We start from the raw sequence: 13,704 nt of genomic DNA, 5'->3' as shown, positions 1-13,704 counted from the left end.
CCCGACCCCGGCAAGAGCTCAGGAGCCCCGCCAGTCACCCGGAAAGACGAAAGATTGCACGCCTGGGCGGTTATGGCCTGACTGTCGACAGGGATTTCAAACAGACGGGGGTCTGCGGCAACTGGGGCGCGAGACTGTACAGATGGAGCAGCTGCGCACCCTCCAGCCCCTACAACCGACATAGACACCGCCGCGAGGACCGACCGACGGATTTTCGAAGCTGACAGGACAGTCCTGCGATGCTGCGTCATCGGCCTGATCTTCCCCAGCCAGCCTGAAGACGCTGCGCATCTTCGGGGCTTCCGCACCGTTTCGCCTCTCCGCCACGCCCCGCCAGGTAGTCGACGCATTGATCGACGACACCCTGCTGGAAGGGGGTGATGGCCGGACGCGGGAGATCCACGACATTCGTCCGGCCCGGCCGACCGTTGACGCCTGGCGAGTAGACACCAACGCGGGAACTCGTCCGGACCTGGAAGGCCCGGGTTCGCCAATGCGAAGACTCGGCGGCGTCTGGCGCTTCCCCCCGAAGCCCTTCCGCAAAAATGATCGAGAGAGCGTAGGCTGCGGTCGCGTCGCCAGCGAGAGCCGACGCCCGCAGATCGGAAGGATTCTCCGCCACTGCCCGCCTTACCGGCTCAAGGTTCGCGCTGATGACCGATCCGGATGGCGAAACCGTCTGACATCCCGTCAGCACCACCACGGCCAGCAGGCTCACCGCACAACGGATCACCGCTCCCTCCCCGCCGTGCCCACGGCCTTCGCCACGGGGGACCAGAGGAAGTCGATGACGCGGCGTCGGCCGGTGACGATTTCCACCGTCGCGGACATGCCTGGTGACAAGATCGCACCCTCCCCCGCACTCAACCCCAACGTGGATCGGGTTAAACGTATGCGTGCAGGGAACACCAATCCGCGCTGTTCGTCTACAATCGCATCGGGAGAAATATGCTCCACCACGCCCTCCAGACTCCCGTACCGCGTGAATGGATACGCTTCTAATTTGACAACTGTACGTGCGCCTCGACGCACGAAGCCCACGTCCCGGTTGAGAATGAAGGCCTCGACGACAAGGGCCTCGCCTTCAGGCACCACGGTGACCAGCGCCTGACCGGCTTCAGCGACCTCGCCGAGGGTGGTGACCGACACCTCGTTCACCGTTCCCGAAACGGGTGCGACCATTCGCTGCAGGGACTGTCGCTGGTCCGCCTTGGTCAGGCCCTCGGTCCGGGTGGCGACGATGGACTCGGCCTCGGCCTTCTCGCGCGCCGCCTCCCCCCGGAACGCCTCGGCGGTCTGGCTCATCTCGCGGTCGAGCATGGTGACCTGGGACTGGGCCTCGGCCAGCCGGTATTTCTCGGCGGCCAGTTCGCGGCTGAGCGAGATGTAGCGCTCTTCCTGCTCCAGAACCCGCAGGCGCGGGGCCAGACCGCGCCGCTCCAGCTCCTGACGGGCCGTCAGCTGCTGCCGGGCCAGAGGCAGGGTGTCCTCATATCGGCCGACATTCTCGGCCGAGGTCGCCGCGGCCGACAGGGCGCCGGCCCGGCGGGCGACGATGCCCGCGCGTTTCGCCTCATATTCGCGGATGCGCGCGTCGACCACCTGACGTTCGGCCGCGACGGCGCTCGGGTCGGATCCCGCCGGGGCGGCGAATCCTGATCGGCCGGTCGCAATATACTGGAGGATCGCTTCCGACCGGGCGCGGACCAGAAGGGCGGTCGCGAGTTCAGAGCGGGCGCTGCCGGCGTCTGCGGCCGCAAAGGTGGGATCCAGTTCGACCAGAAGCTGGCCGGCGGTGACGTGCTGGCCCTCGCGCACGGCGATCGTGCGGATGGTGCCGCCTTCGGCCGCCTCGACACTGCGCAGCCGTCCGGTCGGGACCAGCCGTCCGTCTCCGACGGCGACGACGTCGACAAAGCTCAGGATCGACCACAGCAGGGCGACGGCCGCGGCGGCGATGATCGTCCAGAGCACAGCGCGCCCGACCGGCGACGGCGGCGTCTCGGAGATCTCCAAAGCGGCGGGCAGGAACTCACGCTCGCGCCATTCGCGCACCCCTGCCCTGCGGCGCGCATTCTCGGCCGACCAGGCCTCGACCAGGGTCGACCAGTGCCGCGACAGGCTCATGCGGGTTCTCTCGACAGATCGCCGTGCATCTGGGTGCGCCACAGCTGGGCGTAGCGGCCGCCCTGCGCCATCAGACTGTCATGGGTGCCCATTTCGGTGATGGCCCCGTTCTCCATGGTGATGATCCGATCGGCCATACGGATCGCCGACAGACGGTGGGCGATGATCATCACCGTGCGACCGCGGGCGATGGCGCGCATGTTGCGATGGATGATGGCCTCGGATTCCGCATCCAGCGCCGAGGTCGCCTCGTCCAGGATCAGGATGCGGGGGTTGGTGACCAGGGCCCTGGCGATGGCGATCCGCTGGCGCTGCCCGCCTGACAGATTGCCGCCGCGCTCCTCGATCAGGCTGTCATAGGCCTCGGGGAGTTCCAGAATGAACTCGTGGGCCCCGGCAAGGGTGGCGGCGGCGACGACGCGCTCCATCGCCATCCCAGGATCAGCCAGGGCGATATTCTCGCGCAAGGTGCGGTTGAACAGCAGGTTCTCCTGAAGCACCACGCCGACCTGACGTCTCAGCCAGGCGGGATCGACAAGCGACAGATCGGTGCCGTCGACGCTCACCCTGCCGCTCTCGGGCACATACAGTCGCTGGGCCAGCTTGGTCAGGGTCGACTTGCCGGAGCCTGAGGGACCGACGATACCAAGCACTTCTCCGGGCTTCACGTCGAGGGTGACACCCCGAAGCACCTCGCGGCCGCCGGGCTTGTAGCGGAAGGTCACGTCGTCGAAGGCGATGGCGCCCTTGATCTGCGGCAGGGCCGAGCGCGATGCCGAGAACTGACTTTCCGTCGGGGCGTTCAGGACGTCGCCGAGTCGATCCACCCCGACCCGCGCCTCCTGGAACTGCTGCCACAGCCCGGCCAGCCTCAGGACAGGCTCAGCCACCCGCCCCGCCAGCATGTTGAAGGCGACGAGCTCGCCGACGGTCATGTGCCCGCCGATGACCTGCTTGGCGCCGATGTAGAGGATCAGCGCCGTCGACACCTTGCTGACCAGCTGGATCGCCTGCCCGCCCCAGATGTTGAGCTGGGCCGCCTGGAACCCGGCCCGGACATAGCCCGCCAGCAGCTTTTCCCATCGCGCCTGCATCTGGGGCTCAACGGCCGAGGCCTTGAGCGTCTGCACTCCGGTAACGCTTTCGACGAGGAAGGCCTGACTTTCCGCGCCGCGCTGGAAACGTTCCTCGACCCGCTTGCGCAGCGCAGGCGTGATCGCGACGCAGATGAGGGCGTAGAGGACGATCGTCCCGAGCACGACGGCGAACAGGAACGGCGAATAGAACCACATCACCACCAGGAAGATGACGGTGAAGAACAGATCCACGAAAAGGGTCACCGACGACGACGTCAGAAACTCGCGAATGGTCTCCAGTTCGCGCACGCGAGCGATGGTGTCACCGACCCGCCGGCTCTCGAAATAGGCCATCGGCAGGTTAAGCAGGTGGCGATAGAGCTTGGCCCCCAGTTCCACATCAACCCGGCTGGTCGTGTGGGTGAAGATGTAGGACCGCAAACCGCCGAGGAAGGTTTCGAACAGAACGACAGTGATCAGCCCGATGGCGAGCACGTCCAGGGTCGTCAGCCCGCGGTGGACCAGCACCTTGTCGATGACCACCTGGAAAATCATCGGCGTCGCCAGAGCGAACAGTTGCAACGCCAGCGACGCCGCCAGGACATCCCCGAGCATCCAACGGTATTTCACCAGTGCCGGGATGAACCAGGTGACATCAAACGCCCGGCTCGAAGCCGCAGACAGCCGTGTCGTGATCAATATGACCCGGCCGGACCACAGGCCGCCCATGGTCTCGAGCGTTACAGATTTCGGTCCGTGGCCCGGCTCCTGGATCAGGACTTCGCCGTCGCGCACTGCGCCGATGATAAAGAAGCCTCCGTCCCGCGTCTGGCCGATCGTCGGCAAGGGAGTCCGATCCAGGTCGGCGAGGGTCAGGGACGCCTGGCGCGCCCTGGCGCCCAGCTGTTTGGCCAGCCGGACGATGTCAGCGCTTTCCGAAAGTCCACCATGCCCGAGAGCATGTCGCAGTTGGGATGGATCTGCTGGAATCTGGTGAAAACCCAGGAGCAGCGCCAGGCATTCAAGGCCGGTGTCCTGATCGGGCGCAAGGGTCTCAGCACCGCCATCGGTAATCAACTGACTGAACCCCCACTCAACCCCGAGACGAATATCGAGCGCCGCGTCAGGTTGCAAACAATGTTTCGAGATTGAAACATCTCGATGCGCCAGGTTTGTGAAAACCCCTGCCGCCGTATTTGAAATGTCGATCATCGGACCGCGTTGGTCGTCGATGGCGCGCCGGAAACTTGGCAGGCTGACCGTCAGCGCCGCCTCGGAGAATCTGAAACGCGGGCGCGACTGAAACCACGGCCTTGCGCCGTATGCGGGTGTTCGCGCTTGAGCGAGCGGCCGCCAGCCGTAGCGGCTTCCAATGCGCTTCAGGCACGTCCTCTTCTGCGCAGGGGCCTGAAAAGACCGCCAGCGGTGTCTCAGGCCCAACCAGCCGTCGTCGCCGCCCCGGCGGCTTTTTCCTGGCGAAACTGTCGCAGTCAGCGGCAGTTGGCCCCTACATCAGCGCCGGGCGTTCGGGTCCGGGTTCCAGACCGGAGCGCGACGTTCCTCGAAGGCTTTCGGCCCCTCCTCGAAGTCGGGATGCGCCCATTGGGACTTGAGCAGTTCCCAGCCGTAAACGTGGGCGGCCGGGTCCGTGAGCTCGGTCGAGCCCCAGATGGCGCGCTTGGTCAGGGCCATGGCCTGGGGAGAATTGGCGCACATTGAGGCGGCCAGTTTACGGGCCAGGGCCATGGCGTCGGCCGCCGTGGGCTCAAGCAGATCGACCATGCCCAGCGCGTGGGCGCGCGACGCCGGCATCCGGTAGTCGCGCCCGGCCAGCCCCATCAGCAACGCCGCGCCGATCCCGGCCTTGCGCGCGACCCCGACGGACTCCAGAGCCGAGACCAGGCCGACGCTGACATGGCTGTCCATGAAGTCGGCGCCCTCGCAGGCGATGACGATGTCGCTGTCGGCGACGAAGTGCAGACCGCCGCCGTTGGTCAGTCCGTTGACGACGCAGATCACCGGCTTGGTCACCTCGCACATGCGCGACGAGAAGCGGTTGGCCGCCGCATAGGTGATGTTGTTCAGCCCGCCCATGCCGACATGCAGGGCCGAGACGTCGGCACCGGTGCAGAAGTGGCGCTCCCCTGCCCCGGTCATGATGACCACGCGGATGGCGTCGTCACGGTTGACGCGGGCCCAGGCCTGTTCCAGCGCCAGCATCATGTCCGGGCTGATCGAGTTGCCGCGGGTGGGCCGATTCAGGGTCAGGATCGCGACCTGCCCCTCCAGCTCGAAGGTCAGAGGCGTTTCAGACGGTGACGACACGGTCACGCTCCAGCTGCTGGGCCGCGAGATCCACCTTCAGGGCGCGGGCGGCGAGGAAGAAGTGCAGCGCCGACCAGGCCATGGTCACGGCCAGCAGGCACATGGCGTAGCGGAGCGACAGGTGGCCGAAGCGCGGCGTCAGATAGTCGCTGGCCCAGCCGATGACATAGGGCCCCACCGAGGATCCGACGATGGTCAGGCAGAACAGCAGCACCGCCGAGGCCGTGGCGCGGATCTCGTCCGGGGCCAGCGACTGGGCCGCCGAGAAGGTCGGGGCGAAATACATCAGGCCCAGCATGTAGACGAGGGCGAGAAGGATCATGGACACGAGGGCGTCCGGCGCCAGCCAGGCGCCAAGGGCCACGGGCACGCAGACCGCCATGGCGATGGCGGGCACCCACTGGCGCCAGCGCGTGTCCCGCTTGCCCAGGATGTCGGCCAGCATGCCGCCGGCGAAGGTGCCGACCAGGCCACCGATCCCGCTGACCAGACCCAGACCCAGCCCGGCCTCGGCCGAGGTCATGCCGTGGGTGCGCATCAGGAAGGCCGGAGCGAAGACGTTCATCGCATAGCTGCCGATGGCGAACAGCGACGAGGCCGCGGCCATGTGCCGGAAGGAGCGCAGGCCGAACAGGAACTTCATTGCCGACAGATAGCTGGTTCGGGCGACGCCTTCCGCAGGCGCGCTGGAGGCGCCGTGAGGGAGGATAAAAAGAGCCAGGATCGCGATGATCACCCCCGGCAGGCCGACGAAGAAGAAGGCCTCGCGCCAGCCCCAGGCGTCGTTGATGAAGCCGCCCAGCGCCAGGCCGATGGTGCCGCCGATCGGCACGCCCAGAGAGAAGATGGCCAGGACCAGGGCCCGGCTATTGTCAGGGAACAGGCGCGCGATCATGGCGTGGGCGGCCGGCGTGCTGCCCGCCTCCCCCGCCGCGACGCCGGCCCGGGCCAGCAGCAGATGGAAGAAGTTCTGGGCCAGACCGCCCGCGGCCGTCATCACGCTCCAGAAGGCCAGCGACAGGCCGATGACCCACCGCGCACTGAACCGGTCGGCGGCCCAAGCCAGACCCAGCGCGGCGAAGGAATAGACGACCGCGAAGGAGACCCCCGCCATCAGCCCGATCTGGGTGTCGTTGAGGCGCAGCTCCGTCCGGATCGCGTCGATCAGGATGAAGGGCAGCTGGCGGTCCACGAAGTTGAGGATGTTGACCAGCAGCAGGACGATCACGATCGCCAGGCCCCGGCCACTGAACGGTTTGATTTTCAAGCGTTTCGTTCCCAAGCCGCACAGATGGCCTGCGTGAGCCTAACGAGGCAGTCCCTCGCCGACCACGACATCGGCTTGACTTCATGCGACCGAGGCGTCGATCGCAACCGCAAGCGCTTGTCCTACGACGGCGGATGACCCATACCCGTGAGTATGGCCCCGACCCAGACCTCGCCATGGAAGTCCGCTGACGACCGCCTGCGGGAGCGCGAGATCAAGCGCGAGGCGGTGCTGCGTGCGGCGGCCCGGGCCTTCAGCGAGCGGGGCTTCCACAATACGGCGCTTGAAGACGTGGCCCGGGACCTCAAGGTCACCAAGCCGACGGTCTATTACTATGGCGAGAGCAAGGAGGCCCTGCTGGCGGCCTGCTATCGCCGGGCGCTGGACACGCTGGACGACGTCACCTTGGCCGCCGGGCCCGAAAGCGCCAGTGCGCGCGACCGGTTGCGGGTGCTGATCATCGCCTATGCCGAGGCGATCCTGTCGATCTATGGCCGCTGCCTGACGCGGGTGCCGGACAACAGCGTCTCACCACCGATCCGTGCGGAGCTCAGGGCAATCAAGCGCACCGTCGACGACCGCATCCGCGCGGTTCTGACGCAAGGCGTGGAGGACGGCTCCCTGATCGCCACGGACACCAAGATGACCGCCTTCGCCATCGCGGGCGCCCTGAACGCCGCCGCCCTGTGGTTCGAGGACGACGGACCGAGCACGGCGCGTCAGATCGGCGAACACTACGCCCAACTGTTCGTCGCGGCGCTGGACCCGCGCTAGCGGCCGGTGAAGACCGGGGCGCGTTTGCCGAGGAAGGCGTCGAGCGCCTCCTCGAAGTCCTTCGTCCCGGCGCAGGCCGCAAAGGCCTCGAGCTCGGCGGCCAGATGATCGGCGAAGTCCCGGCCCGTCGCCCTTGCGATCAGTCCCCGGGTCAGGCGCGTGGCCAGCGGCGGCCCGGCCGCGATGCGTTTCGCCCAGGCCAGGGTCTCGGCTTCCAGATCAGCGTTCGGGACCATGCGGTTCACCAGCCCCAGATCCAGCGCCCGCGCCGCATCGATCGGCTCGCACAGCAGGGCGATCTCCATCGCCTTCCTCGGCCCCACGAGTCTGGTCAGGGACCAGGCGCCGCCGCAGTCGGTCGGCGCCCCGACCTTCAGATAGGCCATGTTCAGCTTCGCATCCTCGGCCGCGATGACCAGATCGGCGAACAGGGCGAGGCTGAGCCCGGCGCCCGCCACCGCCCCCTGGATCGCCGCCAGCACCGGCAGGCCGCTGTCGTTGAGCGCGACCAGGGCCTCATGGATCGGCGCGATCAGTTCGCGCGCAGCCTGAGGCCGATCCGTCGCCGCCTTGAGCCAGGCCAGATCACCGCCGGCCATGAAGGCCCGCCCCTCCCCCGACAGGACCACGACACGCACGGAGGGCTCAGCGACGACCCTTTCGGCCACGGCCCGGAAGCCCGTTGTCATGTCCAGATCGAGCGCATTCAGCCGCTCGGGGCGGCGGAACCGGATGCCGGCGATCCCATCCTCGATAGTCAGCTCGACGACCTCGCTCATTGACGGAACTCCACTCTAGAAGACGCCGGGGTAATGGCCGCCGTCGATGACGATGTTCTGGTTGGTCACGTATCCGGCGTCGGCGCCGCACAGGAAGGCGCAGACGGCGCCAAACTCGCGCGGTTCGCCCAGCCGCCGGGCCGGCAGGTCCGCAACCACGCCCTCGATGAAGGTCGCAGGGTCGACGCCCGCCTGATCGGCCATGGCGCCGAAGCCCGAGCGGGCGCGGTCGGTCAGGATCATCTCGGGCAGCAGGTTGTTGATGGTGACATTGTCCGCCACCCCCTCGCGCGCCAGCCAGGACACCGCCGCCGTCAGCCCCGCGCGCGGCCCGACCGACAGGGCCAGCAGCGGATGCGGGGCCTTCACATAGGCCGAGGTGATGTTGACGATCCGCCCGAACCGTCGCGCCCGCATCCCCGGATGCACCGCCCGGATCAGAGCCAGAGGCGCCAGCATGTTCGCCTCGACCGCCTGTCGCCAGGCTTCCTCGTCGTGGGCTCCGAAGGGGCCGAGCGGCGGGCCGCCGCCGTTGGTGATCAGGATGTCGGGCTCGGGACAGGCGACCAGAGCCAGCGCTCGCCCTTCCTCCGTGCCGATGTCCCCGGCGGCGAAGCCGACCTCGCCCCCGGTCGCGGCCCCGATCTCGCGAGCGGTCGCCGACAGGGTTTCCGGATCGCGACCGGTGATCGTGATCTGCACGCCTTCGGCCGCCAGGGCCTCGGCGCAGGCCCTACCCAGACCCCGGCTGGCGGCGCAGACCAAAGCCGTGCGTCCGCGGATCTTCAGGTCCATGGCCGGGCCTTCGGTTAAGCACGCCCCGAAAGAGCAGCCGCCGGTCGCCCTGCCTGGAAGTGCAGAGGGGCGTCCGACGGCCTGAGGCGCGGGAGGAAAGGCTTCAGAAGTGGGCGGCGATGCCGACCCCGACGAGACGCGGCGGCGAGAAGGCGTCCGACAGGCCGGGGGCGCCGTTGGTGCTGTTCATGCTGTAGCGCTCGTCCGTCAGGTTCTCGACCCAGACCGAATAGGTCAGGCGTCCCTGGGGGTCCGTCCAGGCCACCTTGCCGTTGATGGTCGTGTAGGACGACTCCTGGGTCAGGTTGCCGGCCTGCCAGTAGAAGCCGTCGTTGTAGGACAGATTGGCCGTCGCATAGAGCTCGCCGTTGGCGACGGTAGCCTCATAGGTCAGGCGCGCATTGGCCTGATACTTCGGCGCCCGCAGCATCCGGCTGCCCGAAGCGTCATAGGGCACGACGCTGGTCGCACCGCCCGTCGCCGGGTTGGGAATGAAAACCGAGGCCGTGGTGTACTCGTCGTAGTTGGCGGTCGGCAGGGCCGACAGACCGACGTCGAAGGACAGGTGGTCGGTGATGTTGCCGCGCGCGGTCACCTCGAAGCCCTTCACCGTCGCCGCCGCCGCATTGTTCAGGGTCGAGACATAGGCCCCGCCCGGCAGCGAGGTATAGGCCGTCACCTGGATGTCCGTGTAGTCGTACCAGAAAGCCGCCGCCGTCAGGGTGATGCCCGAGAACCGGCCCTTGGCGCCGATCTCGACCGCGGTGATCTTCTCCGGCGCGACCGGAATGGCCGGCAGCGAATAGGAGTTGTAGACGCCGCTCTTGAAGCCGTTCGAGGCCGAGACATAGATGTTGGCGTCTGGCGCGAAATCGTACTGCAGCACCGCGCGGAAGGTCGGGCTTTCCCAGGTGTTTTCGGCGGTGCTGGTGCGCAGGCCGGCGGCCCGCACGATGTCCGCGAAGTCGAACTGCTTCTTCTCGGAGGTGTAGCGCGCGCCGAGGATGCCGTGCAGCTTGTCGGTGAAGTCGTAGTTCAGTTCACCGAAGGCGGCGTAGGAGGTCGTCTTGACCGTGTCGGTAAAGTTGGAGACCACCGTGCCGTTCGGGGCGTTGCCCGACACCGCCTGGAAGTAGGGGTTGCCCGCGGTCGAGTGGTAGTAGAACAGGCCGCCGATCCAGGACAGACGATCCTCGGACGGGCCGGAGAAGTTGAACTCCTGACTGAAGGTGTCCTGGTCCTGGATCAGGCGCAGGGAGCTGACGGCGGCGCTGGACCGGTCGGTGTCGGTCTGGAACAGGCCCGAGGCGCTGCGATAGGCGGTGATGGATCGAACCGTCAGATTGTCCGACGGGTTCCAGGTCCCGTCCAGGCTTACGCCCTTGGCGGTCGTGTCGATGATCGGGAAGGTGCCGCCCGGATAGTGGTCCAGGCTGCCGACGAGAACGCCCGGCGTGCTGGCGTTCAGGTTCTGGCCGTCACGCGGGATGGCCGAGAAGATCGAGTTGTCGCTGCGGTCGGAATAGTCGGCCGCCAGGGTGAACTGCAGGGTGTCGCTGGGCTGGAACAGCAGCTTGCCGCGGATCGAGGAGTTGTCGGACTTGGCGACGCGGGCGCCGTTCAGGACGGGCGCGACGCTCTCGACATAGCCGTCGTTCTCCAGATGGAAGAGGTTCAGCGAGCCGGCGATGGTCGAGGTGATCGGGCCGGTGACATAGGCGCCCAGTTTCACCTGTTTGAAGTCGAAGCCATAGTCCGCCGACAACTCGGCGCGCGGCGTGAAGGACGGAGCCAGGGTGACGATGCGCAGTGCGCCGCCGGTGGCGTTACGGCCGAACAGGGTGCCCTGCGGCCCCTTCAGAACCTCGACCCGCTGGATATCCTTCAGATCGAACATGCCGGCCAGGGGCGCGCCGATATAGACGTCGTCCAGATACATGGAGACGTTGGCCTCATCGCCCGCCGAGGTGCCGACGGAGGAGATGCCGCGGATGGCCGGAGTGAAGGCGAAGCCGTTGTTCACGGTCACCAGACCGGGGCTGATGTGCTGCAGGTTCGAGGTCGAGCCGATGCCGGCATTCGACAGCTCCTCGCCCGAGGTGGCGGTGATCGACATCGGTACGTCGAGCAGGCGTTCAGCGCGCTTCTGGGCGGTGACGACGACATCATCGACCTTGGCCGAGTCGTCCTGAGACGTGGCGGGCGCCGCGGATTGGGCGAAGGCGCTTCCGGCGGCGCCCAGCGCGGCCAGGGCCACGCCGACGGTCAGAAAACGCTTCATGCGATAGGTCCGGTTCATTCCTGTGCCTCCCTCTGGCGGGTCCCTTTTGGCGGGACCTTGATTTCCTTATACTGGAGAGTAGCCCCTATACGGCCCGTGCGAGACGACATTGGATTGACATGCCCCGACACGATTTTCACCCGTGTCGTCTGCTGTCGCCCAAGGCCAGAAGCCGCTCCCGCCATGGAATTCCAGCGCTTTTGACGAAGGCGTAGACGCCTGCCGACATCGCATTGACTTGAGGCGACCGGGGCCGTCCGGGCCGTTGCCAACACTGTCGCCGCCGCTCACTGAAGACCGGTCGCGGACGTCCCGAGGGACTGCCGCAGAGCCGGAAGCCGCCTGTCGTGACCCGTTTCAAATCCCTGCTCATCGAGGTCGACGACACGGGCGTGGCCCTCGTCCGCCTGAACCGCGCCCCGGCCAACGCCGTCGATCAGGACATGTATATCGAACTGGCCGGCCTCTTCGCCGATCCTGATCAGATGGGCGCCGACGTCCGCGCCATCGTCCTGGCCGCCGAGGGCCCGCACTTCTGCGCCGGCAACGATCTGGCCGAGTTCATGTCGATGACGCCGGAGAACGGGACCGAGCGGATGTGGCGGGTGCGCGAGGCCTTCTTCGCCATTCAGGACTGCCCCCTGCCCGTCATTGGCGCAGTACATGGCGTGGCGATCGGCACAGGTCTGGCCATCGCCGCCTCGTGCGATTTCGTCGTAGCGTCGGAGGACGCCCGGTTCGGCCTGCCCGAGTTGACCGTGGGCGTCATGGGCGGCGCCCGGCATCTGGCGCGCATGGCGCCCCAGCCTCTGGTCCGGCGCATGTTTTTCACCGGCGAGCACATCCCGGCCGCCGACTTCGCCGCCGCCGGGGGCGCGATCGTCGTCTGCCCGCGCGACGCGCTGCTGGACCGCGCCCTGAGCTATGCCCGCCGCAGCGCCGGCTTCAGCCCGACCGCCGTCCGCCTGGCCAAACAGATCCTCAACCGGATCGAGACCATGGATCTGCGCGACGGCTACGAATTCGAGCAGGGCTTCACCGTGCGCATGAGCGGCCATCCGGATTCGAAGGAGGCCCTGCGCGCCTTCTCCGAAAAGCGCAGGCCCGAGTACCGCCCCCGCTCCCCCACATGGAAGATCGAGGCATGAGCCGACCTGTCGCCCTCATCACCGGCGCCGGCACGGGTATCGGCCTGGCCACGGCCCTGCGGTTCCTTCAGGACGGCGTCGCCGTGGTCGGGGTCGGCCGCCGCCCCGAACCCCTCGCCGAGCTGCAACGGCTGGCGGGCGACAAGGTCGACCGCGTCGCCGTCCTGTCCGCCGACGTCACCGCGGACGACACGCCGAAATATGCGGTCGAGCTGGCGATGTCCGCCTTCGGGCGACTGGACTATCTGATCAACAACGCCGGCGCCGGCAGCCCCAAACCCCTGCATGAGTCCGACGACGCCTTCATCGACGAGAGCCTCGACCTCATGTTGCGCGCGCCGATCCGGCTGACGCGACAGGCCCTGACGGTCATGGGCAGCGGCGGGGCGATCGTGAACGTCTCCTCGACCTTCGGCCTGATCGGCGGGATGCGCGCCGGGACCTATGCGGCGGTGAAGGCGGGGATCATCGGCCTGACCCGGCATCTGGCCGTCCAGTACGGTTCGCAGGGCATCCGCGCCAACGCCGTCGCCCCCGGCGTCATCGCCACCGACATGACCAGGGATCGACTCTACGACGAGCGCCTTCGTCGCATGAATTTCGACATGACCCCGGCCGAGGGCTGGGGCGAACCCGAGGACGTGGCGGCGGCCATCTGCTTCCTCTGTTCGCCCGACGCGCGCTGGATCAACGGCCAGACCCTCGCGGTCGATGGTGGCTGGTCGACAACCAAATTCCTTTCGCAGAAGGCGCTCGACGCCGACTGGGTCGAACGCCCGGGCGCCGCCTGATGGCGACCTACCACTACCTCGTTCTGACGAAGGCGGTTGAGGGACAGGCACAGGCCTTCGCCGACTGGTACGACGATCAGCATATCCCCGACTGCCTGCGGGTGGCGGGGGTGACCGGCGCGAAGCGCTACCGCATCCTCAATCAGGTGCTGTCGCCGAACGAAGCCGCGCCGACGCAAGCCGCACCCTTCGATTCCCTCGCCATCTACGAGTTCGAGACCGAGGATCCGACGGCGTTGGCCTTCCATCTGCTGTCCATCGCGGGAACGCAGGCCATGCCGCTGAGCCCCGCCTTCGACCGCACGGGAACCATCAAGTTCATGGCGGTCGATGCCTGAGGT

At 67.3% G+C, this 13,704-nt stretch carries 11 protein-coding genes; 4 read left to right on the top strand and 7 right to left on the bottom strand.

Annotated features, from left to right (window positions below; all coding sequences use genetic code 11):
* Positions 1 to 729: 729 nt before the first annotated feature.
* From AC1ROD_RS06980 to AC1ROD_RS06965, 4 genes are all read right to left on the bottom strand, one after another.
* The gene (locus AC1ROD_RS06980) at positions 730 to 2,127 is read right to left on the bottom strand and encodes an HlyD family type I secretion periplasmic adaptor subunit (protein WP_492947517.1); all 1,398 of its coding nucleotides are present in this window, start codon (positions 2,125 to 2,127) and stop codon (positions 730 to 732) included.
* The gene (locus AC1ROD_RS06975; RefSeq protein WP_492947516.1) at positions 2,124 to 4,415 is read right to left on the bottom strand and encodes a type I secretion system permease/ATPase; all 2,292 of its coding nucleotides are present in this window, start codon (positions 4,413 to 4,415) and stop codon (positions 2,124 to 2,126) included. The genes AC1ROD_RS06980 and AC1ROD_RS06975 overlap by 4 nt, the downstream gene beginning before the upstream one ends.
* Before the next feature lie 300 nt (positions 4,416 to 4,715).
* The gene (locus tag AC1ROD_RS06970; RefSeq protein ID WP_492947515.1) at positions 4,716 to 5,528 is read right to left on the bottom strand and encodes an enoyl-CoA hydratase/isomerase family protein; all 813 of its coding nucleotides are present in this window, start codon (positions 5,526 to 5,528) and stop codon (positions 4,716 to 4,718) included.
* Positions 5,512 to 6,795, bottom strand: a complete 1,284-nt coding sequence (locus AC1ROD_RS06965) for a spinster family MFS transporter (protein WP_492947514.1) — start codon at positions 6,793 to 6,795, stop codon at positions 5,512 to 5,514. Before AC1ROD_RS06965 ends, AC1ROD_RS06970 begins: the two co-directional genes overlap by 17 nt.
* 153 nt (positions 6,796 to 6,948) lie before the next feature.
* On the opposite strand from AC1ROD_RS06965, the gene AC1ROD_RS06960 reads away from it, so the two are divergent.
* Positions 6,949 to 7,569 (top strand): TetR/AcrR family transcriptional regulator, encoded by a 621-nt coding sequence (locus AC1ROD_RS06960; protein WP_492947745.1) that lies wholly within the window; start codon positions 6,949 to 6,951, stop codon positions 7,567 to 7,569.
* On the opposite strand, the gene AC1ROD_RS06955 is transcribed toward AC1ROD_RS06960, so the two are convergent.
* From AC1ROD_RS06955 to AC1ROD_RS06945, 3 genes are all read right to left on the bottom strand, one after another.
* Positions 7,566 to 8,348 (bottom strand): enoyl-CoA hydratase/isomerase family protein, encoded by a 783-nt coding sequence (locus AC1ROD_RS06955; RefSeq protein ID WP_492947513.1) that lies wholly within the window; start codon positions 8,346 to 8,348, stop codon positions 7,566 to 7,568. The genes AC1ROD_RS06960 and AC1ROD_RS06955 overlap by 4 nt on opposite strands.
* Before the next feature lie 15 nt (positions 8,349 to 8,363).
* Positions 8,364 to 9,143 (bottom strand): SDR family oxidoreductase, encoded by a 780-nt coding sequence (locus AC1ROD_RS06950; RefSeq protein ID WP_492947512.1) that lies wholly within the window; start codon positions 9,141 to 9,143, stop codon positions 8,364 to 8,366.
* A gap of 103 nt (positions 9,144 to 9,246) precedes the next feature.
* Entirely contained in the window at positions 9,247 to 11,424 is a 2,178-nt protein-coding gene (locus AC1ROD_RS06945) for a TonB-dependent receptor (protein ID WP_492947511.1), read from the bottom strand.
* Between the two features lie 347 nt (positions 11,425 to 11,771).
* Between AC1ROD_RS06945 and AC1ROD_RS06940 the strand changes: the two genes are divergently transcribed.
* From AC1ROD_RS06940 to AC1ROD_RS06930, 3 genes are read left to right on the top strand one after another with little or no spacing between them, the layout of a single operon-like run.
* The gene (locus tag AC1ROD_RS06940; RefSeq protein WP_492947510.1) at positions 11,772 to 12,572 is read left to right on the top strand and encodes an enoyl-CoA hydratase-related protein; all 801 of its coding nucleotides are present in this window, start codon (positions 11,772 to 11,774) and stop codon (positions 12,570 to 12,572) included.
* Entirely contained in the window at positions 12,569 to 13,363 is a 795-nt protein-coding gene (locus AC1ROD_RS06935; protein WP_492947509.1) for an SDR family NAD(P)-dependent oxidoreductase, read from the top strand. The genes AC1ROD_RS06940 and AC1ROD_RS06935 overlap by 4 nt, the downstream gene beginning before the upstream one ends.
* Positions 13,363 to 13,701 (top strand): hypothetical protein, encoded by a 339-nt coding sequence (locus AC1ROD_RS06930; protein ID WP_492947508.1) that lies wholly within the window; start codon positions 13,363 to 13,365, stop codon positions 13,699 to 13,701. The genes AC1ROD_RS06935 and AC1ROD_RS06930 overlap by 1 nt, the downstream gene beginning before the upstream one ends.
* Positions 13,702 to 13,704 lie beyond the last annotated feature (3 nt).

This window comes from Brevundimonas sp. GW821-FHT12E07 (genome assembly GCF_058807035.1).
This window is presented reverse-complemented; position numbering and strand designations above follow the sequence as displayed.

Coding starts and splice junctions, on each gene's coding strand:
- AC1ROD_RS06980 (WP_492947517.1), bottom strand. CDS start 2,127: ATGAGCCTGTCGCGGCACTGGTCGACCCTGGTCGAGGCCTGGTCGGCC.
- AC1ROD_RS06975 (WP_492947516.1), bottom strand. CDS start 4,415: ATGATCGACATTTCAAATACGGCGGCAGGGGTTTTCACAAACCTGGCG.
- AC1ROD_RS06960 (WP_492947745.1), top strand. CDS start 6,949: ATGGCCCCGACCCAGACCTCGCCATGGAAGTCCGCTGACGACCGCCTG.
- AC1ROD_RS06955 (WP_492947513.1), bottom strand. CDS start 8,348: ATGAGCGAGGTCGTCGAGCTGACTATCGAGGATGGGATCGCCGGCATC.
- AC1ROD_RS06950 (WP_492947512.1), bottom strand. CDS start 9,143: ATGGACCTGAAGATCCGCGGACGCACGGCTTTGGTCTGCGCCGCCAGC.
- AC1ROD_RS06945 (WP_492947511.1), bottom strand. CDS start 11,424: ATGAAGCGTTTTCTGACCGTCGGCGTGGCCCTGGCCGCGCTGGGCGCC.
- AC1ROD_RS06935 (WP_492947509.1), top strand. CDS start 12,569: ATGAGCCGACCTGTCGCCCTCATCACCGGCGCCGGCACGGGTATCGGC.
- AC1ROD_RS06930 (WP_492947508.1), top strand. CDS start 13,363: ATGGCGACCTACCACTACCTCGTTCTGACGAAGGCGGTTGAGGGACAG.